This is a genomic window from Psychrobacillus sp. FSL K6-2843, assembly GCF_038626375.1.
GTDB lineage: Bacteria > Bacillota > Bacilli > Bacillales_A > Planococcaceae > Psychrobacillus > Psychrobacillus faecigallinarum.
Genome location: NZ_CP152021.1, coordinates 1422830 through 1444981 on the forward strand (window position 1 = coordinate 1422830; position 22152 = coordinate 1444981).

At 35.5% G+C, this 22152-nt stretch carries 23 protein-coding genes; 20 read left to right on the plus strand and 3 right to left on the minus strand.

The genetic code is table 11. The features are described 5' to 3' along the window. Positions 1-22 precede the first annotated feature (22 nt). From rpsP to MKY94_RS06975, 14 genes are all read left to right on the plus strand, one after another. Positions 23-295: a 30S ribosomal protein S16 gene (rpsP, locus tag MKY94_RS06910; RefSeq protein WP_053590001.1), complete on the plus strand. Its 273-nt coding sequence runs from the start codon at positions 23-25 to the stop codon at positions 293-295. Positions 296-309: 14 nt separating this feature from the next. Then, a complete protein-coding gene (locus tag MKY94_RS06915; protein ID WP_144538031.1) occupies positions 310-540 on the plus strand; it encodes a KH domain-containing protein in 231 nt (76 codons plus the stop codon). 118 nt (positions 541-658) lie between these two features. Continuing rightward, positions 659-1174, plus strand: a complete 516-nt coding sequence (gene rimM, locus MKY94_RS06920; RefSeq protein WP_144538032.1) for a ribosome maturation factor RimM — start codon at positions 659-661, stop codon at positions 1172-1174. Next, entirely contained in the window at positions 1174-1905 is a 732-nt protein-coding gene (gene trmD / locus MKY94_RS06925; RefSeq protein ID WP_342578660.1) for a tRNA (guanosine(37)-N1)-methyltransferase TrmD, read from the plus strand. The genes rimM and trmD overlap by 1 nt, the downstream gene beginning before the upstream one ends. Positions 1906-2033: 128 nt before the next feature. Further along, entirely contained in the window at positions 2034-2378 is a 345-nt protein-coding gene (rplS, locus tag MKY94_RS06930) for a 50S ribosomal protein L19 (RefSeq protein ID WP_144538033.1), read from the plus strand. Between the two features lie 348 nt (positions 2379-2726). Continuing rightward, positions 2727-3290, plus strand: a complete 564-nt coding sequence (lepB, locus tag MKY94_RS06935; protein WP_342578292.1) for a signal peptidase I — start codon at positions 2727-2729, stop codon at positions 3288-3290. An 81-nt stretch (positions 3291-3371) separates the two neighbouring features. Next, positions 3372-4226, plus strand: coding sequence for a ribosome biogenesis GTPase YlqF (gene ylqF / locus MKY94_RS06940; RefSeq protein WP_144538035.1), 855 nt, complete (start codon positions 3372-3374; stop codon positions 4224-4226). Positions 4227-4327: 101 nt separating this feature from the next. Then, on the plus strand, positions 4328-5104 hold the full coding sequence (locus MKY94_RS06945; protein WP_144538251.1) for a ribonuclease HII: 777 nt from the start codon (positions 4328-4330) through the stop codon (positions 5102-5104). Continuing rightward, positions 5101-6936, plus strand: a complete 1836-nt coding sequence (locus MKY94_RS06950; RefSeq protein WP_340862879.1) for a hypothetical protein — start codon at positions 5101-5103, stop codon at positions 6934-6936. Before MKY94_RS06945 ends, MKY94_RS06950 begins: the two co-directional genes overlap by 4 nt. Next, complete coding sequence (locus tag MKY94_RS06955; protein ID WP_144538037.1) at positions 6933-7214, plus strand: EscU/YscU/HrcU family type III secretion system export apparatus switch protein; 282 nt, start codon at positions 6933-6935, stop codon at positions 7212-7214. The genes MKY94_RS06950 and MKY94_RS06955 overlap by 4 nt, the downstream gene beginning before the upstream one ends. Before the next feature lie 139 nt (positions 7215-7353). Then, positions 7354-8514, plus strand: a complete 1161-nt coding sequence (gene sucC, locus MKY94_RS06960; protein WP_144538038.1) for an ADP-forming succinate--CoA ligase subunit beta — start codon at positions 7354-7356, stop codon at positions 8512-8514. Positions 8515-8532: 18 nt separating this feature from the next. Further along, positions 8533-9435: a succinate--CoA ligase subunit alpha gene (gene sucD / locus MKY94_RS06965; RefSeq protein WP_144538039.1), complete on the plus strand. Its 903-nt coding sequence runs from the start codon at positions 8533-8535 to the stop codon at positions 9433-9435. Between the two features lie 103 nt (positions 9436-9538). Beyond that, positions 9539-10423: a DNA-processing protein DprA gene (gene dprA, locus MKY94_RS06970; RefSeq protein ID WP_154311140.1), complete on the plus strand. Its 885-nt coding sequence runs from the start codon at positions 9539-9541 to the stop codon at positions 10421-10423. Positions 10424-10888: 465 nt separating this feature from the next. Continuing rightward, a complete protein-coding gene (locus MKY94_RS06975) occupies positions 10889-11104 on the plus strand; it encodes a RusA family crossover junction endodeoxyribonuclease (RefSeq protein ID WP_195762016.1) in 216 nt (71 codons plus the stop codon). An 81-nt stretch (positions 11105-11185) separates the two neighbouring features. Here the strand turns inward: MKY94_RS06975 and MKY94_RS06980 are convergent, their stop codons facing one another. Continuing rightward, positions 11186-11566 carry an STAS/SEC14 domain-containing protein gene (locus MKY94_RS06980; RefSeq protein WP_154311138.1) on the minus strand — a complete coding sequence of 127 codons (381 nt, stop codon included), beginning with the start codon at positions 11564-11566 and terminating at the stop codon, positions 11186-11188. A 128-nt stretch (positions 11567-11694) separates the two neighbouring features. Next, positions 11695-11820, minus strand: coding sequence for a hypothetical protein (locus MKY94_RS06985; RefSeq protein WP_340862882.1), 126 nt, complete (start codon positions 11818-11820; stop codon positions 11695-11697). 1022 nt (positions 11821-12842) lie between these two features. On the opposite strand from MKY94_RS06985, the gene MKY94_RS06990 reads away from it, so the two are divergent. Then, positions 12843-13967, plus strand: coding sequence for a CamS family sex pheromone protein (locus tag MKY94_RS06990; RefSeq protein WP_342578293.1), 1125 nt, complete (start codon positions 12843-12845; stop codon positions 13965-13967). Between the two features lie 739 nt (positions 13968-14706). Here the strand turns inward: MKY94_RS06990 and MKY94_RS06995 are convergent. After that, on the minus strand, positions 14707-15105 hold the full coding sequence (locus MKY94_RS06995) for a VOC family protein (RefSeq protein ID WP_342578295.1): 399 nt from the start codon (positions 15103-15105) through the stop codon (positions 14707-14709). A gap of 654 nt (positions 15106-15759) precedes the next feature. Here MKY94_RS06995 and topA point away from each other — a divergent pair. From topA to hslU, 5 genes are read left to right on the plus strand one after another with little or no spacing between them, the layout of a single operon-like run. After that, positions 15760-17835: a type I DNA topoisomerase gene (topA, locus tag MKY94_RS07000; RefSeq protein ID WP_154311130.1), complete on the plus strand. Its 2076-nt coding sequence runs from the start codon at positions 15760-15762 to the stop codon at positions 17833-17835. A gap of 15 nt (positions 17836-17850) precedes the next feature. Next, positions 17851-19161, plus strand: coding sequence for an FADH(2)-oxidizing methylenetetrahydrofolate--tRNA-(uracil(54)-C(5))-methyltransferase TrmFO (trmFO, locus tag MKY94_RS07005; RefSeq protein WP_154311129.1), 1311 nt, complete (start codon positions 17851-17853; stop codon positions 19159-19161). Between the two features lie 46 nt (positions 19162-19207). Next, entirely contained in the window at positions 19208-20125 is a 918-nt protein-coding gene (gene xerC / locus MKY94_RS07010; protein ID WP_154311128.1) for a tyrosine recombinase XerC, read from the plus strand. A gap of 18 nt (positions 20126-20143) precedes the next feature. Then, entirely contained in the window at positions 20144-20704 is a 561-nt protein-coding gene (hslV, locus tag MKY94_RS07015; RefSeq protein WP_144538044.1) for an ATP-dependent protease subunit HslV, read from the plus strand. Then, positions 20691-22085, plus strand: coding sequence for an ATP-dependent protease ATPase subunit HslU (gene hslU, locus MKY94_RS07020; RefSeq protein ID WP_154312326.1), 1395 nt, complete (start codon positions 20691-20693; stop codon positions 22083-22085). The genes hslV and hslU overlap by 14 nt, the downstream gene beginning before the upstream one ends. Positions 22086-22152 lie beyond the last annotated feature (67 nt).

Genomic DNA, 22152 nt, shown 5'->3' on the forward strand with positions numbered 1-22152 from the left:
ACTATTCGGAGGTGCAATAAAAATGGCAGTTAAAATTCGTTTAAAACGTATGGGAGCAAAAAAATCTCCTTTCTATCGTATTGTAGTAGCAGACTCTCGCTCACCACGTGACGGTCGTCAAATTGAAACAGTAGGTACTTACAACCCACTTACTAAACCAGCAGAAGTTAAAATTAACGAAGAATTAGCGTTAAAATGGCTTCAAGATGGTGCAAAACCATCTGATACAGTACGTAACTTGTTCTCTGAACAAGGTATTATGGAAAAATTCCATAACGCAAAACTCGGCAAATAATCGGAGGGGACATTGTGAAGCAGCTGATCGAAGCAATCGTTAAACCATTAGTTGATTATCCGGACAAAGTTCAGGTGGAAAAGGAAGAAAGTGCAAACCGTATAGTTTACAAACTTTCTGTACATCCTGAAGATATGGGAAAAGTAATTGGCAAACAAGGAAGAGTAGCTAAATCTATTCGTACTATTGTTTACTCAGCAGCAGGCAGTCACCAAAAGAAAACATATGTCGACATATTAGATTAACTTCATTTTAGAATGAAGCTAATACCACTAGCGAATATATTTTGCTTTAGGTAAATGTAATATTAAGAAGAGGGAGAACAATTTGTTCTTCCTTTTTTGATAGGAGGAAATATATTATATGGAATGGTACAATGTTGGAAAAATCGTCAATACCCATGGGATTTGGGGAGAGGTACGTGTCATTTCTACTACAGACTTTCCGGACGAGCGTTATCAGGTAGGAAATGAACTTGGACTTTTTAAGACAGATGGCTCTAAGCCGATTATCGTAAAGATTACAAGTTACAGAAAGCATAAAAACTTTGATTTGCTAACTTTTGAAGGTTATACATTGCTTAAGGATGTGGAAGCTTTCCGTGATGCGACATTGAAAGTATCAGAGAAATATCTGACAGAGTTAGACGAAAATGAATATTACTACCACGAAATTATTGACTGTACAGTTATTTCTACTGAAGGAGAAACAATCGGAACAGTTACTGAAATTCTACAAACGGGTGCGAACGACGTTTGGACAGTGCAACCTTCTAAAGGAAAGGCGCACTACATCCCTTACATTGAGGATGTAGTGAAGAAAATAGATGTGGACAAGAAGGAAATCACGATTGAAGTGCTAGAAGGTTTATTATCATGATGAAAATTCATATTCTTTCGCTATTTCCAGAAATGTTTACAGGTGTATTTAATTCATCTATTTTGAAAAAAGCGCAAGAGAAGAATGAAGTATCTATTGATATAGTAAATTTCAGAGAGTATTCAGGAAACAAACATCATCAGGTGGATGATTATCCTTATGGTGGTGGAGCAGGTATGGTATTAAAGCCAGAGCCTATTTTTAATGCAGTAGAAGCTCTTCCTCCAAGTACTAATGGGAATAGAAGAATTATATTGCTATGTCCCCAAGGAGAGCGTTTTAACCAGCAAAAAGCAGAGGAATTAGCGAAGGAAGAGGAACTTGTTTTTATATGCGGTCATTATGAAGGATATGATGAGCGTATCAGAGAGCATTTAGTGACAGACGAAATTTCGATTGGCGATTTTGTTTTGACAGGTGGAGAATTAGCAGCAATGACAGTAGTGGATAGCGTTGTGAGATTACTGCCAAATGTTCTCGGTAAGTCTGCATCTCATGAACAGGACTCTTTCTCGACCGGACTTCTTGAGCATCCTCATTATACACGTCCAGTAGAATATCGTGGATATAAGGTACCTGATGTTTTATTGTCAGGTAATCATGCTGCTATAGATAAATGGAGAAGAGATCAGTCCTTAAAACGGACGTTCGATAGAAGGAATGATCTACTAGAGAATGCTGATTTAACTGAAGCAGAAAAACAAATGCTTCAATCTATCAAAGGGTTATAAATTATGATTGCATATTGCTAGTAGGTATGATATATTTTACTATGTGCTTTTATGTAAAGTACTGATTTTGGGTGTTCCGCTGCAACAGGTAATGTGTGTAAGAGCATTCTATATAAGGAGAGAAAATGATGCAAAACATTATTTCAGAAATCACAAAAGAACAATTACGTACGGATCTTCCAACTTTCCGTCCTGGTGACACAGTACGTGTACACGTTAAGGTTGTTGAGGGAACTCGCGAACGTATCCAAATGTACGAAGGTGTTGTAATCAAACGTCGTGGAGGCGGAATTAGCGAAACTTTTACAGTTCGTAAAATCTCTTCCGGTGTTGGTGTAGAACGTACTTTCCCAGTACACACACCAAAAATTGCAAACTTAGAAGTTATTCGTCGTGGTAAAGTTCGTCGTGCTAAATTGTACTACCTACGTGAACTACGCGGTAAAGCTGCTCGTATTAAAGAGCGTCGCTAATAGTGTAAGTAAGGCAGAAATGCCTAATGTAAATGTTGTAGTGGAAGTGAACTCACTTTTGCTACAACATTTTTTACTTTTAGGAATTTATAGTATAGGTGTTTTATTAATCTAATATATAATTCTTGCGTTTTAGGGCATATATAATTAAATAGCTTTTAAAACTATGTCAAAAAACGCATTCATTTACCTCTGTTTGTTGTAATTACAATAATGGAGTACATAGTTCTAAATTTAAAATGACTTAAGCATTAAATTTATGAGAATTTATTATTGTCGATGGAAATCTTTTTGCCTCTCTAACATTTTCCTTGTACAATATAAAGAGTATATAAAGGGGGCAAATGAATGAGACAAGCACAAAAAGAAAAGAAGAATGAGTTATGGGAATGGTCAAAAGCACTTTTAATTGCTTTTGGACTAGCGGCAATAATTCGCCTCTTTTTGTTTACCCCTATAATTGTGGACGGAGAATCAATGATGCCGACCTTAGAAAACGGGGATAGTATGCTAGTTAACAAAATTGGTTATATAGTTGGTGAGCCAAAACAATTTGACATTGTTGTATTTCATGCTCCTGAGCAGAAAAATTATATCAAACGTGTAATTGGACTACCTGGTGATCATGTTGAATACAAAAATGACCAACTTTACATTAATGGTAAAGAAGTATCTGAACCCTATTTAGACCAGTATAAGGATGATATAACTGAGGGAACACTAACCGATGACTTTACTCTTGAAAGTATAACTGGGGATAAAGAAATTCCGGAAGGTTATGTTTTCGTAATGGGAGACAACCGCAGATATAGTAAAGATAGTCGAATGATTGGTTTAATTGAAATTGATGAAATTATAGGAAAAACCAACTTTGTTTTTTGGCCAATTGGTGAGGTTGGCTTTGTTAAATAAGCATTTACGAAAGTAAGGAGGTAATTACCTCTTCCGGCTATTTTGACGAATTAGCTGAGTGCTTCAAGAAGGAGGTGCGATATGACGATACAATGGTTTCCAGGTCATATGGCCAAAGCGAGAAGAGAAGTTACCGAAAACCTAAAGCTAGTAGATATTATATTTGAATTAATTGATGCACGTTTGCCTTTGTCTTCAAGAAATCCAATGTTAGACGAGGTAGTCCATCAAAAGACAAGGCTACTTATTTTAAACAAAATGGATATGGCAGACGATACTCAAACAAAAAAATGGATAGCGTATTTTGAATCAAAAGGGCATCCTACAGTAGCGATAAACTCTTTAGAAGGAAAAGGTCTACAAACTGTTTTTAAGGCCTCTAAAGAGCTTTTAAAGCCTAAATGGGACCGTATGAAAGAGCGTGGGATTAAACCGAGAGCTATTAGAGCCATGATAGTGGGTATTCCGAACGTAGGGAAATCCACATTGATTAATCGATTCGCTAAAAAGAACATTGCTAAAACTGGAAATACTCCAGGTGTAACAAAAAGACAGCAATGGATTAAGGTTGAGAAGGAAATAGAGCTGCTGGATACTCCGGGTATTTTATGGCCGAAATTTGAAGACCAAGAAATAGGTTACAAGTTAGCTCTTACTGGCGCTATTAAGGATGCGGTCATAAATATGGAAGACTTGGCGATATATGGACTGCGCTTTTTGGAGAGCCATTATCCGAGAAGAATGGAAGAACGATATAAAGTTACAACAGTGAGTGAAGACCTAGTGGAAACCTTTGATCATATCGGGAAGCTAAGAAGATGCTATGGACCCGGTGGAGAGGTTGACTACGATCAGGTTGCTGAGTTAATTGTTCGTGATATTAGAAATCAGCAATTAGGAAAGCTAACTTTTGACTTTGTAAATGAATATGAGTGAAAAATTTTACCCTTTTTACCTTTTGGTAAAGAGGGTTTTCTCGATTTATAATATTTTTAGCCGATACATATATAAATTGAAAGAAAGATGAAGTGAATAAAATGCTACGTTTACAGGAATTAAAAGAAAAATTAAACTTTGCAGATGGTACAGAATCGTGGATGAAAGAATTAGAACAGGATCCAAGGGCAGGGGCGCAGAAGTTATTAGGAAGCTGGAAGAGAAAACAGCTAATTCAGCAACTAGAAAGAGAAGCGCATATAGAGAAAGTAATGTTTGATAAGAGTTTTGACATTAACCAAAGTGGACTCATTGCAGGAGTAGATGAGGCAGGCAGAGGGCCATTAGCGGGCCCAGTTGTCACTGCCGCTGTGATTTTAAACGACAATACAGATAGCTTAATTGGCCTAAATGACTCTAAGCAGGTTTCTAGGGTTAAAAGAAACGAACTAGCTATGAAGATTAAAGAAAATGCTATAAGCTATTATGTACATTTTCAACCTGTTGAAAAAATTGATGAGTTAAATATTTATGAAGCAACGAAGCAATCGATGGTGGAAGCTGTCTATAACCTAAAAAAACAACCTGCTGTTGTATTAGTAGATGCTATGAAGTTGCCAATAGAAATAGAGAATCATTCCATAATTAAAGGCGATGCACAAAGCTTAGCGATTGCAGCGGCTTCCATTCTTGCCAAGACGGCAAGAGATGAATATATGGACGAACTTCATGAAAAGTTTCCTGTCTATCTATTTAACAAGCATGCTGGTTATGGAACGAAAGAACATATTGAAATGATTATGCAGCATGGTCCAACCGTGCACCACCGTAAAACTTTTGAACCGATTAAAACTTTATTGAGCGAGGTGAAACTATGACTGGATCCTCTTTTTCATCTATTCAAGCGCATATGCCAAACGCCATTTCTTCGAAAATGCCAATGACTATGAAAGATGGACAAGTAGTACATGGTACTATTAAGAAGCTTTTCCCAAATCAAACAGCAGAAGTTCAAATAGGTAATCAAAAGATTATTGCTAAGCTAGAGACTCCTTTGAAGGCAGGAGATGCTCACTTTTTTCAAGTAACTAAATCCGAACCTGAAGTACAGTTGAAAGTAGTCGCAGGTCCCTTAGGCGGAAACACAGCAGTGCAACAGGCACAGCAACTGCTACAGGCGATGAACCTGAACAAGTCTAGTGAACTACAAGCAATTGTTCAGTTTTTTATAAAAGAACAAATTCCTATTTCCAAGGAATTGCTATTACAGGCAGAACAGCTGATCAAGCAACTTCCTGCCAATATTTCTGTAAGAGAAGGATTGGAAGCAATTCAAAAAATGATAGACTTGAAGGTTCCTTTGACATCAAATATGTTTGAAACAATATTGAGTGGGAAATCTACTGATGGTTTTTCTTCCTTAATTGCTAACATGAAAAATGTATTACAACAGGATCAAATACTCTCTCCCTCCTCTAAAACACTTATTCTTCAAAGTCTACAGAAGGTAGGAGAACCTTTTAACATGCCCGTGGCAGGTGCTATTTTAGGTAAACAGCTGGAAATACTTCAAAATTTACAGCTTCCTACAAGCACCCGACTACCAATATTACAACAGTTGAAAAATGCTGCTATTTTACCTTCAGAAGCTACATTAAATAATCCTGTGCCAACTTCAAGCAAGCAGGCACTAACACAAACAGCGGGTGAAATAGTTAGTAAATTAATACAACCTAATATAGAAAATAGAGGTGGGGCTATAGAGCAAGTGCGTCAATGGATTCAAGCTCAGCCTTTGCTTACAGCAACACAAAAGGATCAAATTTTAGCAACCTTGAAAAATGGGGAAGTTAGTCCGAATGTTGTAGCACAATCCTTGGTAAAAGTTTTTTCAGAGCAAAGTCAACAAGCCATTTTTATGAGGGACTTAAATGGGTTTACGCCTAAAGACCACTTAGTTTCTTTGTTAGGAAAAGGTTCTTCAAATGAAATGATTAACCAATCCTTAGACCAAGTAAGCCTATTAAGTAAGGACTTATCCTTTGCTACTCAGAGAAATCATGCAGAGCAAGCAGCGCTAAGTCAATTAGATGGCAAGGCTTTTGAACACGCGATGAAAGAAGTATTAAAATCTCTTGGCTTTAGCTATGAGGGGAGTCTTGGAAGTGAAAAAGAAAATGTTAGACAACTAGCAAACCAGTTAAAGCCACAACTTGTTGAGCTACTGCAAATGTCTAATTTACCTAATGTCATTAGAGAAGGAGCAGAATCAATTCTTGGAAGAATGAATGGCTTGCAGCTCCTTTCTGGAGAAAATGGTCCACAGCATCAGTTACTAATGCAAATTCCGTTAGAATTTTTAGGCAAACGAATGGATGCGACATTAGAATGGAATGGAAGAATGAAGGAAGACGGGAAGATAGATTCAGAATTTGCAAGAATCATGTTCTATCTTCAATTAGACTCTCTAAAGGAAACGGTTGTTGATATGCAAGTTCAAAACAAGATTGTCACTATTAATGTCTTCAATGATGATCAAACGATTGGTATGATTGCTAATCAGTTTAAAGCTTCACTCAAGGATGGTCTCGCTTCCACAGGGTATCAATTATCTGGAGTTTTCGTAAAAACATTTGATGAACAGAAATCTAATGCGCTATGGAAACAAAAAAACACTTCTATAGAGCAAGGAGTGGATATACGAATATGACAGAGGGGAAGTTCGTCAGAAAAGAAGCAGTTGCTTTAACTTATAAACCAGGGAACAATGAAGCTCCAACAGTTGTAGCAAAGGGAAAAGGGAAGATCGCTGAGAACATATTAGAAAAAGCTAAAGAGCACTCAGTACCTATACAGGAGGATGCTAGCCTAGTGGAGCTCCTTGGACAACTAGATATTAATCAATCTATTCCAGAAGAGTTATACCAAGCAGTAGCTGAAGTCTTTGCATTTATATATAAGGTGGATAAAGAAAAGGGCAAAGTATAATATTTTACCTTTTTCGACATCTATTTTGAATATTCTATGTTTTTAAGAATCATTAGACTTTTGTGGACAAGTTGTGACAGCTTTATTACAATGATAGAGGTAGCAGATTAGTGACATTAGTTTGAGGGAGGATGTATAAATGAATATCCATGAATATCAAGGTAAACAGCTCCTTAGACAATATGGCGTAGCAGTTTCTAATGGAATCGTTGCTTTCTCACCAGAAGAAGCGGTGAAGGCAGCTAAAGAATTAGGCTCTGACGTTATTGTTGTAAAAGCGCAAATCCACGCAGGTGGACGTGGTAAAGCTGGTGGAGTTAAAATTGCAAAAAATTTGGACGAAGTACGTGAATATGCTAAAGAACTTTTAGGCAAAGTTCTAGTTACTCACCAAACAGGACCAGAAGGTAAAGAGATTAAACGTCTACTTATCGAAGAAGGTAGCAAAATTAAAAAAGAATATTATGTAGGCTTAGTATTAGACCGTGCAACTTCACGTGTAACATTAATGGGCTCTGAAGAGGGCGGTATGGACATCGAGGAAGTAGCAGCAAATTCTCCAGAAAAATTATTTTATGAAGAAATTGATCCTGTTGTAGGATTAACTGGATTCCAAGCTCGTCGTATGGCATTCAACATGAATATTCCAGCGAAACTTGTGAACAAAGCAGCTAAATTTATGCTTGGTCTATACCAAGTGTACAAAGAAAAAGATGCATCTATCGTTGAGATTAACCCATTAGTAGTAACTGAGGACGACAATGTTTTAGCGTTAGACGCAAAATTTAACTTTGACAGTAATGCATTATACCGTCATAAAGACATTTTAGAACTTCGTGATTTCGATGAAGAGGATCCAAAAGAAATCGAAGCATCTAAATATGACTTAAGCTATATTTCTTTAGATGGGAATATCGGATGTATGGTTAACGGAGCAGGTTTAGCTATGGCAACTATGGATACAATTAGCTACTATGGCGGCTCACCCGCTAACTTCCTGGACGTTGGGGGCGGTGCTACAGCTGAGAAAGTTACTGAAGCATTCAAAATTATCTTAGCTGATCCAAACGTTAAAGGTATTTTCGTAAATATTTTTGGTGGGATTATGAAATGTGACGTTATTGCTGAGGGTGTTATCATCGCGGCAAAAGAAGTTGGACTTCAAGTACCACTAGTAGTTCGTTTAGAAGGAACTAATGTAGATTTAGGTAAAAAATTATTAAATGAATCAGGCTTAAACATTGTTGCGGCAGATTCAATGGCAGACGGTGCTCAAAAAATCGTTAATCTTGTAGGATAAGAAAGGCAGGGACATAAAATGAGCGTATATATTAATAAAGATACTAAAGTAATTGTTCAAGGAATTACGGGCTCAACTGCTCTTTTCCATACAAAACAAATGCTAGAATATGGTACAAAAATCGTTGCTGGGGTTACTCCTGGTAAAGGTGGAACAGAAGTAGAAGGCGTACCTGTATTCAATACAGTAACTGACGCTGTAAAAGCTACAGGTGCTAATGTATCTGTAATTTATGTACCAGCACCATTTGCTGCTGATGCGATTATGGAAGCGGTTGACGCTGAGCTAGATATGGCTATTTGTATTACAGAACATATTCCAGTTTTAGACATGGTAAATGTGAAGCGCTATATGGAAGGTAAGAAAACACGTTTAGTGGGACCAAACTGCCCAGGTGTTATCACTGCTGATGAGTGTAAAATTGGTATTATGCCAGGATATATTCATACAAAAGGTCATGTAGGAGTTGTTTCACGCTCTGGTACTTTAACTTACGAAGCTGTTCATCAACTAACTCAAGAAGGCATTGGTCAAACTACTGCCGTTGGTATTGGTGGAGACCCAGTAAACGGCACAAACTTTATCGATGTATTAAAAGAATTTAATGAAGATGAAGATACTTATGCAGTTGTTATGATCGGAGAAATCGGTGGTACTGCTGAAGAAGAGGCTGCTGAATGGATTAAAGCTAACATGAAAAAACCAGTAGTTGGATTTATCGGTGGACAAACTGCACCTCCAGGTAAACGTATGGGTCATGCTGGAGCAATTATCTCTGGTGGCCAAGGTACAGCAGAAGGTAAGATTAAAGCAATGGAAGCAGCTGGCATGAAAGTAGCGGCTACACCATCTGTAATCGGTGAGACTTTAATCGAAGCTATTAAAGAAGCCGGAATTTACGACGCTTGTAAAACACATTAATAATATTTGTGCGGCTCATCAATGATGGGCCGTGCTTTTTAATAAAAATTAAAACAGCTAGTTATAATCATTATTAACAATCCAATTAAAAAGGAGCAAATAAATGACAGTACGATTTAAAAACCGCATACTTGCCCTCCATTATGTATTCCCAGTCCCTCTTCCCAAAATATACTCACTTCTTAAGCAAGATCCAGATTTATCACAACTTGAAGAAATCCAACCAAGCCTTCTAGCAAAATTGTGTAATATTACTATAGAACGAGCTATTCATCTGAAGAATATGTACAAAGAGTTTATTCGACATCCAATCCTCGAAACATATGAGAAGCACAATATCCTTCCGATTATTTACAATGATGATATTTATCCAGAAAGTCTTCTAAATTTGTACGATCCTCCAGCTATTTTATACGTACAAGGGGATATTCGTTTCCTAGCAAACAAAAGGAAGATTGCTATAATAGGTTCTAGAAAGGCAACCTCTTATTCAGAAACTAGTATTGAGAAGATATTACCTCCTCTAATTGAAAAAGATTTTATCATAGTAAGTGGACTAGCAAGCGGTGCAGACACAATAGCTCATCGGAAAACGATTGAAATGGGCGGCAAAACAATAGGAGTGCTAGGCACAGGGCTTTTTAATATGTATCCAAAAGATAATAAGGAACTAGCTAATTTTATGTCGAAGCATCACTTATTAGTAACAGAATACCCTCCATATATTACCCCTAAAAAGTGGAATTTCCCCATGAGGAATCGAATTATTAGCGGTTTGTCGTTAGGTGTCGTTATTACAGAGGCGAAAAAAAAGAGTGGTACAGTTTCTACAATGGAGCATGCCTTAGAAAATGGAAAAGAAATTTTCGCAATCCCGGGTTCAATCGATTCAGATCTTTCAGAAGGGCCACATCACCTTATTTTAGAAGGGGCAAAGCCAATTTGGAACGGCCATCAAATCATAGAAGAATTGATCAAAATCACCTAAATTTTGCTTTTTAAAAATTGCATTTCTCAGAAAAATGTTATACTTTTTTGGAAATCTCATCAATACCAAGCTGAGTACCGCAAACTAGAGGTCGATTATCGTAAACAAAGTACTGAACTTGCTCGAGTAATAAGTAATGCTTGAGAAGTTAAAATACACCGCTCAAATCAATGTGAGATAAATGAAGCATCATAGAACAGGCAGATTTGATGGCTACTAGGATGTGATCCACATTGCTAATCCCAACTATGTACATGGCCGTGGACCGCCAAGTGATGACAGTTAGTGGACATTTAAACAAACAAGAGATTAGTAGTTTTAAAAGGAGGGTTGGCGATTAGAACAACCACAAATCAATAAAACAGGAATACCAGTACAAACCTAGAGGAGGGAACATTCAAGAAACCAATTATCGATTTAAATACATTTGCAAGTGGTGCACTAGCTGAAAAGGTAAATATCGAGTTGCAGATAGCTCTTGATAACATTGCTGACCCAAATACGGACCATAAGAAAGCTAGAAAGGTTACAGTTAGCTTAACACGTAAGGCAAATGAGAAGCGTAACCTAGCTGATGGAATGAGTAAAGTGATATGGCATGATGATGCTCAAATTGTAAAAATGAATGTTCGTAAATTTTACTCGGAGAATCCGAGGGCTGTAGTGAAGGTGGAATGGTAATTATCAACACTATTACCACAGCTGTGGATAATTTATTGAAAATTTAAAAAACGTGGTGTTATGAGATGGTGAATTAGGAATCTATTGCCTAAAAGTACTAAGCCAGTCAAATAATTGCTCATAGTTACTAGAGAATAATACATTCTCCTTGCTATTAGAATTTTGAAGATGATTTAAAATATCCCCTTCTTCTAATAAAAAAGCGATTGCAATAGTGTTGTCTAGTATATTATTAGAAAAAAATTTATCTTTCCATAATTTTTGAACAGAAAAATGTTCTGGAGTATAACCTTTACGATTAACGAACAACTTAAACTTTTTTTCCTGACTAATAAAGGGATAGCATGCTTTCTCGAATGAATTAAACCAAGTATCTACATCAGTAGTGGTTATGTAACCTGTCAAATTAGTAATAATAATATCTTCATAAAAAATGGATGTACTCAAATTTTTAATATTCAAGTGAAAATCAACTCCTTACCATTATTATAAAGTAATGTAGCGAAAAAAAAGAGCCATAGAGGCTCAGAAGCAAACTGATTAAGTAATGGATATTCTGTTCGATTTAATATTTACATCTCATAATCGCACTATACACCGCTTGAATCACTGACAACAGCCTTTATTACTTCAACTTTTTTATCAGCATGTGCAGGTGAGGAAACAACTAAAATAAGTGCAGAAGTTAACAATGCTGTAGTAATCCACTTTTTCATATTTTCACCTCCTTCAACACTAATAATTAAATTATATAATATTATAAATATTTCGAAAACACTGAATGAGTTATAGGTAAATAGGCTAGTTGATTAGAAAGTAAGTGACGTATAGGTCGCACTAGAACCATAATGAGCAACAACTCTATTTTCTTGCATCTTCATATCTAGCATCTTTATTTCTAAATAGAAGCCAAGTAAAAAAAATATTTAATGAAACCATGATGATGTCATGACCAAGTTGCCCACCGTCAATTGTATGTAAATTATTCATTATGGCAATTGGGATTACAAGCAATAATAAAATGAATTAGTAAATAATATAGAGGAATCAATTAACTATAGAGAAGTATATAGCCGATATATTTTATATGAAGAAAATGTTTCTGCTGAAAAGGTGATTGAACAATATTCTTTGGATAAATAAAACAATTAATGAAGAAATTAATTTACTTAAGTAGTTAATTTAAATGGAACTGTATTTAAATTTTTATAATGATTGTATTCAAATGAAGCATAAAAATCTTTAGTTAAATTCTAAACTAATGAAAATAATGTGACAAAGTCATGACAACAGATGCTAAATAGAATTATAATTGAAACAAAGAGACCACGTGTAAGCTTGTGGTGATGTGATAGGAATACTAACTTAATATATTTATATAAGGCGCTCGCAGGTTGTGGGTGCTTTTTTCAAGCCTAAAAATAAAGGAGTTTGTAGGTGATGTGACATGGTCAACTGGAATGAGAAAAACAAGAGTGGGAAACCACAAAAGTAACAATAGCTACATTAGCTGAAAAACATGATATCAAACTGGGTACATTAAAGAGCCGAAAGAAAATACGATTTAAAGTAGGTAATCATACGCCTTTTAAAAAGTCTCCTGCCAAGTGTTTTTTAACGTATGTTAAGTTAGACTTATATAACTAATTTGGTTGTCTGTTTTACTTTTTAGTCTAAGTTCCCTAAAATGGAAATGTAAGTACTAATTATATATAAATTGGTAAGGAGGTTCCGGTAAATGGAAATATGGAAGAGGATGTGGTTTTTTATTACACCACTATTTTTTTTAGTTTCTTGTAGTAATGATGACCAAATTGTTGTTGAAAATAAAATATCACTTTTTCAAGAAAAGAACATATATGAAATTATGCAACCTGCAAAGTCTAACGTTTCAAGAGGATTGATACTGATTAATATAAACAATATATTAAATTTAACTGAAATTGAGCAAGGACTAATGGAATTATCAGTAAATCACTTTTCTACAAACAAGTTTTATATGCAGGAAGGTCAATATTTAGAAGAAAATATTATTAGTCAATGGTTAGATAGAAAATCAAAAGAAGGTTTTGGTTTAAACCCATCTATAAAAGATAGTACGGGAGATGTTGTAAAAGATCAAAAAAATAATCCTAGGATCTTATCTCATGTTTTAGAACAAAATTTTATTAATAAAGAAAATGGAAAATTAGAGGGAATATCTTTAGCAATATCTTTAAATGAATTTTACGACTTTAGAGTAACTGATGATAATGGTTTAGTTCATACAGGTCAAGTTAAGGTCGATAGTAACGATGATAATGTAAATTATGTGGAAAATTATGGTAAGGAAATAGCCGAAATTATAATTAAAGATATTAGAAACAATAATAAAATACCTAATGTCCCTATTTATTTAACTTTATACCAAGAATCAAATATAAATGGTATACTTCCAGGAATATTTTTAGCTGAAACATTTATTCCAGAAGGAGATAGAATAGATAAATGGACTGATATAGATATAAAAAATTATACGTTCCCTTCAGATTCATTATATAGTTTAGACAAAGGAACGTATGATAAATTATTAATTTTCAAAGAAGATATTCAGAAACTTTTTGGACATTTAAATCCTAAAATAAGTGGCAAACTTCGATATCAAAACGGCGAATTAATTGATTTAAAAATAGATGTTAGTGTGCCTTTAATAAATGATCCTGAATTAATTGGTCTTTTACAACTCACTGGTGATAAAATAAATACTGTTTTAGCTGATTATCTTCCAATACCTATTACTATTACTTTTACAGATCTAAAACAAAATGTTGGAATTATCATTTGGGATCCAATAAAAAAACAGCTTTATGCGAGACCAATATAATTTTAAAGAGGCTGGGTCTTAACTAGCTGATATTCAAGAAAAAGAGTGTTTTTTATAAACTATCCTATATGAGCACTGATCATAGCAATTTATATAATCACTTTCAATTTGTTTAAAATTATTCGATTCATCAAATGTTCAAAATGAACGATCGCCTGAGAATCCCATGTTAATTGATGAAGCAGTATTACCAATAAATAATTTGATTGATCAATGGATAGAGTACTTACAAGATAAAGGGAAATTTTGTTAAAGAATATCCACACAATGAACCTTTGGAACATAATGCGCAAGTTCCTAGTCAAACTAATGGAAATTATAGTTAATATAATATTAATTATTCATAGTTTAAGGGGGTCGTATTTATAAGATTGTTAGTACTTTTATTTGGTTGTAATTCAAAAGAAGATGATAAATATGTTTATAGGACAGAAAAAACAGACAACCAAATTCAACGTTTAGATCAGGCAAATATTCTAACCCATATTTCCCCTTCTTTAATTTCGTGAAGTTTCACAGAACATACAACATGGAACACACTAGGAGACCTATTTGTACAAGCTTATGGTAATCCTATCCTATTAGTTGCTATGCTTTATGCAGGTTATAATTTACTGATTCAACAACTAAAGGTCATTCTGACTCTACACAGGCAATGAATTAAAGCAAACCAAAGGAGGGGGGGGGAAAGGTATATTTTTATTTTTGAAATCAGCACGACAATACTAAGTTCTTCATATTATTTAGGAAGATTTAGTTGCCACGAAACTCCAAAGCGGTCATTTAGCCAACCGAACTTTTTACTGAAACCATAATCACCTAAAGGCATGAGTGCTTGTCCACCTTCAATGAGTTTATCATAAAGATTGTCAAGTTCCTCTTCAGTATCACAAGTCACAAAGATCGAGAATGAAGGAGTGAAAGAAAATTGATGCTTCACATTACTGTCAATACACATAAATTCTTGCCCTTTTAAAGTAAAAGTAGCTTGTATTACAGTTCCTTCTTTCCCAGATTCATTAGGTCCGTATCGAACAATGCTTGTAATTTGAGAATCCTCGATGAGGGATGTGTAATAATTCATTGCCTCTTCTGCATTGTCATCTTGAAACATTAAGAATGATGTTATCTTCTCCATTATAAATCTACTCCTTTCCATACCTATCCTTTAAAGTATAAATCAATTCTTATAAAAAAATTCTTTCTTCAACTAAACTAATCATATTCTAACATATCCAATTGTAATTCTTTGTAGAATATTACATTTCAGTTATTCAAAATAAATTAATTCATTTTGCGATGCTTTGGGTAGTAGCATGTATATATTACAAGCATAGATATGAGCTTAATTAAAAGAAGGATTCTTATTGTCGATTAGAAGAGAATAAGATTGTTTGTATGGAGAATTGTTTCGGTGGCAGGAGTATAATATTTCAAGTTTCGACATATTTAATAGAAGAAAGACCACTTTTTTAAAAGTGGCCTAGTATGTCGATAAATATTTTCTAATACAGATTGTAACAGATTGAGAATTAATTTATAATACAGGTTAATTAGTAGTCACTTAGTGACCAAAATAGTGACCAACTAAAAAATAATAAAAAATTTTAAAGGTGTTCAAAAAAGTATTATTTACGTATGTTGAAATATACAGCTAGATATACCTAGTTAAACAAGAATAAAAAAAATATTGAAGTTTAGACTTGCAAAACTCAGAAAACTGTTATACATTTTGCAACAGGTATTTGTTTTGCAGATTGAAGCGAGTTACCTTCTATAAGGAGGCACATCTATGTCGGATTATTTAGTAATAGTAGAATCGCCAGCGAAAGCAAAAACGATTGAGCGATATCTAGGGAAAAAATATAAAGTAAAAGCATCGATTGGACATGTAAGAGATTTACCTAGAAGTCAAATGGGTGTCGATGTGGAAAATAATTATGAGCCCAAATATATTACAATACGTGGTAAAGGTCCTGTCCTTCAGGATTTAAAAAATGCTGCCAAAAAAGCGAAGAAAGTTTATCTCGCTGCTGACCCCGACAGAGAAGGGGAAGCTATTGCTTGGCATTTAGCTAACTCTCTAAATGTGGATATAGATTCAGACTGTCGAGTTGTATTTAATGAAATAACAAAAGATGCTATACTAGAATCTTTCAAACATCCAAGACCACTTGATTTGGATTTGGTAGATGCACAGCAAGCAAGACGTGTTTTAGACCGTTTAGTTGGATACAATATAAGCCCTATTCTATGGAAGAAAGTAAAAAAGGGTCTTTCGGCGGGAAGAGTTCAATCAGTAGCTTTACGTCTAATAATTGATCGTGAACAAGAAATAGAACGATTTGTTCCTGAGGAATACTGGTCTATCGAAGCTGAATTTGAAAAGGGTAAAAAAACCTTTGAAGCGCTTTATTTCGGAAAAGAAAAAGAGAAAGCTAAGCTTACTAACGAAGATGAGGTTAAGGCAGTATTAAAACTCATGAAGGGCAAAAAGTTTGAAGTCACTAATGTGACGAAAAAAGAAAGAAAACGTAATCCAGCTCCATCATTTACAACTTCTTCCTTACAGCAGGAGGCAGCAAGAAAGTTAAACTTTAGAGCTAGAAAAACAATGATGCTTGCGCAACAACTATATGAAGGAATAGATCTTGGTAAAAAAGAAGGTACCGTCGGTCTAATAACTTATATGAGAACGGATTCTACTAGAATCTCAGATACAGCTAAGACAGACGCTGCTGAATTTATTAAAAATGAATATGGCTCAGAGTTTCTTTCGATTAAGAAAGCTGAAAAACAAGATAAGAAAGCACAGGATGCACATGAGGCTGTTCGACCTACAAGTGTATTAAGAACACCTGAGTCCTTAAAGGCTATATTATCACGCGATCTTTTCCGCTTATACAAACTGATTTGGGAAAGATTTATAGCAAGCCAAATGGCTCCAGCAACATTAGATACCGTTGCTGTGGACCTTAAAAATGGAGAAGTTATTTTTAGAGCAAATGGTTCCCAAGTGAAGTTTCCTGGTTTTATGAAGGTATATGTAGAAGGCTCGGATGACCAGACGGATGACAAAGATAAATTGTTACCTGTTATGGATGTTGGAGATAAAGTTAACGCTATAGAAATTGAGCCTAAGCAGCATTTTACTCAGCCTCCACCACGTTATTCCGAGGCAAGACTTGTTAAAACACTTGAAGAACTGGGCATAGGTAGACCATCTACATATGCTCCAACATTAGATACAATTCAAAAAAGAGGTTATGTGACTCTAGAAACAAAGAGATTTGTTCCTACTGAACTAGGAACAATCATCCATCAACTTGTATTAGAATTCTTCCCAAATATCGTAGATATAAAATTTACTGCCCAAATGGAAAAAGATTTGGATAGTATAGAAGAAGGGCAAGTGGAATGGAAAAAAATAATAGACGAATTCTATGTAGAATTTGAAAAACATTTGAAGCATGCTGAAGCTGAAATGGAAAAAATAGTGATTAAAGATGAGCCTACTGGTGAGGATTGTGAAGAATGCGGTTCTCCTATGGTTTACAAGCTTGGTCGTTATGGTAAATTCATGGCATGTAGTAATTTTCCAGATTGTAGAAATACAAAAGCTATCGTTAAAGAAATTGGAGTTAAGTGCCCAGCGTGTGAAGAAGGACAGATCGTTGAGCGAAAAAGTAAAACGAAACGCTTATTCTATGGCTGCGATCAATATCCTACGTGTGATTTCTTATCATGGGATAAGCCAATAAGTAGACAATGTCCAAAATGTAATGAGATGCTGGTAGAGAAGAAGTTGAAAAAAGGAATACAAATACAATGTGTTGCGTGTGATTATAAAGAAGATCCGCAAAGTTAGAAAGAAGGATACGACATGACTGAAATAGTAAACGTTATTGGTGCTGGCTTAGCAGGAAGCGAGGCGGCATGGCAAATAGCTAGTAGAGGTGTGAAGGTACGCCTCTATGAAATGCGACCTGTTAAACAGACACCGGCTCATCATACGGATAAATTTGCTGAATTGGTTTGTTCCAATTCATTAAGAGCAAATAATTTAACTAATGCTGTAGGCGTTATTAAAGAAGAAATGCGTATGCTCAACTCCCTCATCATATCATCGGCAGATAACAGCAGTGTGCCGGCTGGTGGCGCACTTGCGGTAGACAGACATGACTTTGCGGGAAGAGTAACTGATTCAATTAGAAACCATCCGTTAATAGAAATAATAAATGAAGAGGTAACTGAAATACCTGAAGGAATAACAGTTATAGCTACTGGTCCTTTGACATCTCCTGCACTAGCAGAAAAAGTGAGAGAAGTTACAGGACAAGATTATCTTTACTTTTATGATGCTGCTGCGCCAATCGTAGAAAAAGACAGTATTGACATGGATAAGGTATACTTAAAGTCTAGATACGACAAAGGAGAAGCAGCTTACCTAAACTGTCCGATGACTGAGGAGGAGTTTAACCGCTTCTACGACGCATTAATCGAGGCAGAGGTTGTTCCTTTAAAAGAATTTGAAAAAGAAATTTATTTTGAAGGTTGTATGCCAGTAGAGGTAATGGCGGCAAGAGGAAGAAAGACGCTGTTATTTGGGCCAATGAAGCCAGTTGGTCTGGAAGACCCTAAAACCGGTAAACGACCATATGCGGTAGTCCAGCTTAGACAGGACGATGCTGCAGGGACTCTATATAATATTGTAGGGTTTCAAACACATTTAAAATGGGGACCTCAAAAGGAAGTATTAAAGTTAATTCCTGGTCTTGAAAATGTAGAAATCGTTCGTTATGGCGTGATGCATCGAAATACGTTCATTAATTCGCCATATGTTTTAAAGCCGACATACCAACTAAAAGCCAAACAAAATGTGTTCTTTGCTGGACAAATGACTGGTGTTGAAGGCTATGTAGAGTCTGCAGGAAGTGGTTTATTAGCAGGCATAAACGCTGCGAAATTGGCAAAAGGTGAAGAATTAATTGTGTTCCCAGCCGAGACGGCTCTAGGCAGCATGGCGCGTTACATTACTGAGGCAAACCCGAAGAATTTCCAGCCGATGAATGTTAACTTTGGTTTGTTTCCTGAACTACAACCGAAAGTTAGAGACAAAAAAGTTAGAACTGAACAGCTTGCAAATAGAGCGTTGACAACAATTCAAAATTTTATGAAAAATACAGCGATATAATTGCTAAAAGCCTCTAAAAAGTTGTATACTTTTAGAGGCTTTTACAATGTATAAATTGGAGTGGTTAGTTGTGATTGGGAAAGATGAACTTCATTCTTTTATTGCACACATACAACTGGAAAAAAATTATTCTAATCTTACAGTCCGAGAGTATGAAAAAGATATTATTCAATTTTTAAAGTTTTTAGAAGCTGAGGGTGTTAAGGAATTAAATGACGTGGAATATATTCATGCACGATTGTATATTACTAAGCTATATGAAGAAAAATTAGCAAGGACGTCTATTTCTAGGAAAATTTCATCCATAAGATCATATTATAAATTTTTAAACAAGGAATATAGTATTCGAGACGACGCTTTCCAGTCATTGTATCATCCCAAAAAAGAAACAAGATTGCCACAGTTTTTCTATGAAGAAGAAATGGAAAAGTTATTTGAAGAAAATAAAGGGACGGATTTATTGTCTGTTCGAAATATTGCCATACTTGAATTATTATATGCAACTGGAATGCGTGTGAGCGAACTTATTTCGATTGAAAACAGTCATATAGATAGTAGCTATGGAGTAGTCCGAGTAATGGGTAAGGGAAGGAAAGAAAGATACATACCTGTTGGAGATTATGCACTTGCTGCGGTAGAAGAATATATGCAAAATAGTCGACCAAAATTGATGAAAAAAACTACTCATCCATACTTATTTGTAAATAGTCGAGGTGAGCATCTTACCACAGATGGTGTACGTTACATTCTTAATAGCATGATTAAAAAAGCTTCTCTGCATACGAAAATATATCCTCATATGCTACGCCATACATTTGCTACTCATCTGCTTAATAATGGAGCAGATTTAAGGAGTGTCCAAGAATTGTTGGGACACACTCATCTTTCCTCGACTCAAGTTTATACACACGTTACGAAAGAGCATCTAAGAAAAACATATATGAATGCCCATCCAAGGGCGTAATTATAGGAGGTCATACAAATGAGTTCAATTCATGCAACTACTATATTTGCGGTAAGTCATAATGGAAGTTGTGCAATGGCAGGCGATGGTCAAGTTACTTTAGGAAATCAAGTGGTAATGAAGCATACTGCTAAAAAAGTTAGAAGACTGTTTAACGGTCAAGTCATAGCAGGTTTTGCGGGATCTGTCGCAGATGCATTTACGCTTTTTGAAATGTTTGAAGGTAAACTGCTAGAGTATAACGGCAATCTTCAAAGAGCAGCGGTTGAGCTAGCTAAACAGTGGCGTGGGGATAAAATGCTCCGTCAGTTAGAAGCAATGCTATTAGTGATGGACAAAAACAATTTATTACTTGTATCAGGTACAGGAGAGGTTATTGAACCTGATGACGGAATATTAGCCATTGGTTCCGGTGGTAATTATGCACTGGCAGCAGGTAGAGCGTTGAAGCAATTTGCGGGTGATAAATTAACTGCAAAGGAAATAGCAAAGGCCTCTTTAACAACGGCGGCAGACATTTGTGTTTTTACAAACCATCAAATAGTTGTGGAGGTATTAGGTGAACATGAAGGAAACTAACTTAACCCCTAAACAAATAACTGAGCACTTAAATAAGTATATTGTAGGCCAGGAAACGGCTAAAAAAGCAGTGGCAGTTGCTTTACGAAATCGTTATAGAAGACAACTGCTAGACGAGGAATTAAGAGCAGAAGTAATTCCTAAAAATATTTTAATGATTGGTCCTACAGGAGTAGGGAAAACAGAAATAGCTAGAAGAATTGCAAAGCTGACTAAAGCTCCTTTTGTGAAGGTTGAAGCGACCAAATTCACGGAAGTAGGGTATGTAGGTAGAGATGTAGAGTCTATGGTTAGAGATCTAGTAGAGGCTGCTATACGTATCGTTAGGGAAGAAAAAATGGAAGAGGTAAAGGATCAGGCAGTTCGATTGGCCAATGATGCCATTGTAAAGCTTCTTGTACCTTCCTTAAAGAAGAAGAATGCTACGCAAAATCCATTTGAGGCTCTGTTCGGTGGAAAGCCTGAAGATGATTCATCTGACAATGATGATACAGAAGTACGTATAAAACGATCCCAAATTGCCGAAGACTTAAGAGATGGCAAGCTGGAAGATGAAATGGTAACAGTTGAAGTGACAGAACAAGCTCCTTCCATATTTGATGCATTGCAAGGCGGCGGTATGGAAAGTATGGGAATGAATATGCAAGATGCTTTTTCTAACTTAATGCCAAAGAAAAAGAAAAAAAGAAAAATGAAAGTAAAAGATGCGAGAAAAGTATTAATTCAAGAAGAAGCGGGTAAATTAATAGATAACGATGAGTTGTCACAAATTGCCATTGAAAAGACTGAACAAACGGGTATTATTTTTATAGACGAGATGGATAAAATCGCTAGCAAAAGTGGTGGAAGCTCTTCTGTTGACGTCTCTCGCGAAGGTGTCCAAAGAGATATTTTACCAATTGTAGAAGGTTCGACGGTGACGACAAAATATGGAGCAGTTAGAACGGACTATATATTATTTATAGCTGCAGGAGCTTTCCATATGTCTAAGCCTTCTGATTTAATTCCAGAGCTTCAAGGACGCTTTCCTATTCGTGTAGAGCTTGAAAAGCTTTCGAAGGAAGACTTTGTCCGAATTCTAAAGGAACCTCATCAATCGCTTATAAAGCAATATGAAGCACTGCTACAAACGGAGGAAGTGAGTATTACTTTTTCTGATGAAGCGATTGAAAGAATCGGAGATATAGCATATCAGGTAAACCAAGAAACAGATAACATTGGGGCAAGACGTCTTCATACGATTCTAGAGAAAATATTAGAAGACCTTTCTTACGAGGCTTCGGAGATTTCTCCGGCACAAATTCAAATTACTCCTGCTTATATTGACTCTAAACTTGACAATATTGTGAAAAACAAAGATTTATCACAATTTATATTATAAAATCCGATTCTTATTACTTTCAAAAACAATTAAAAACCTTTAGAATATTAAAATAAATATGAAAACT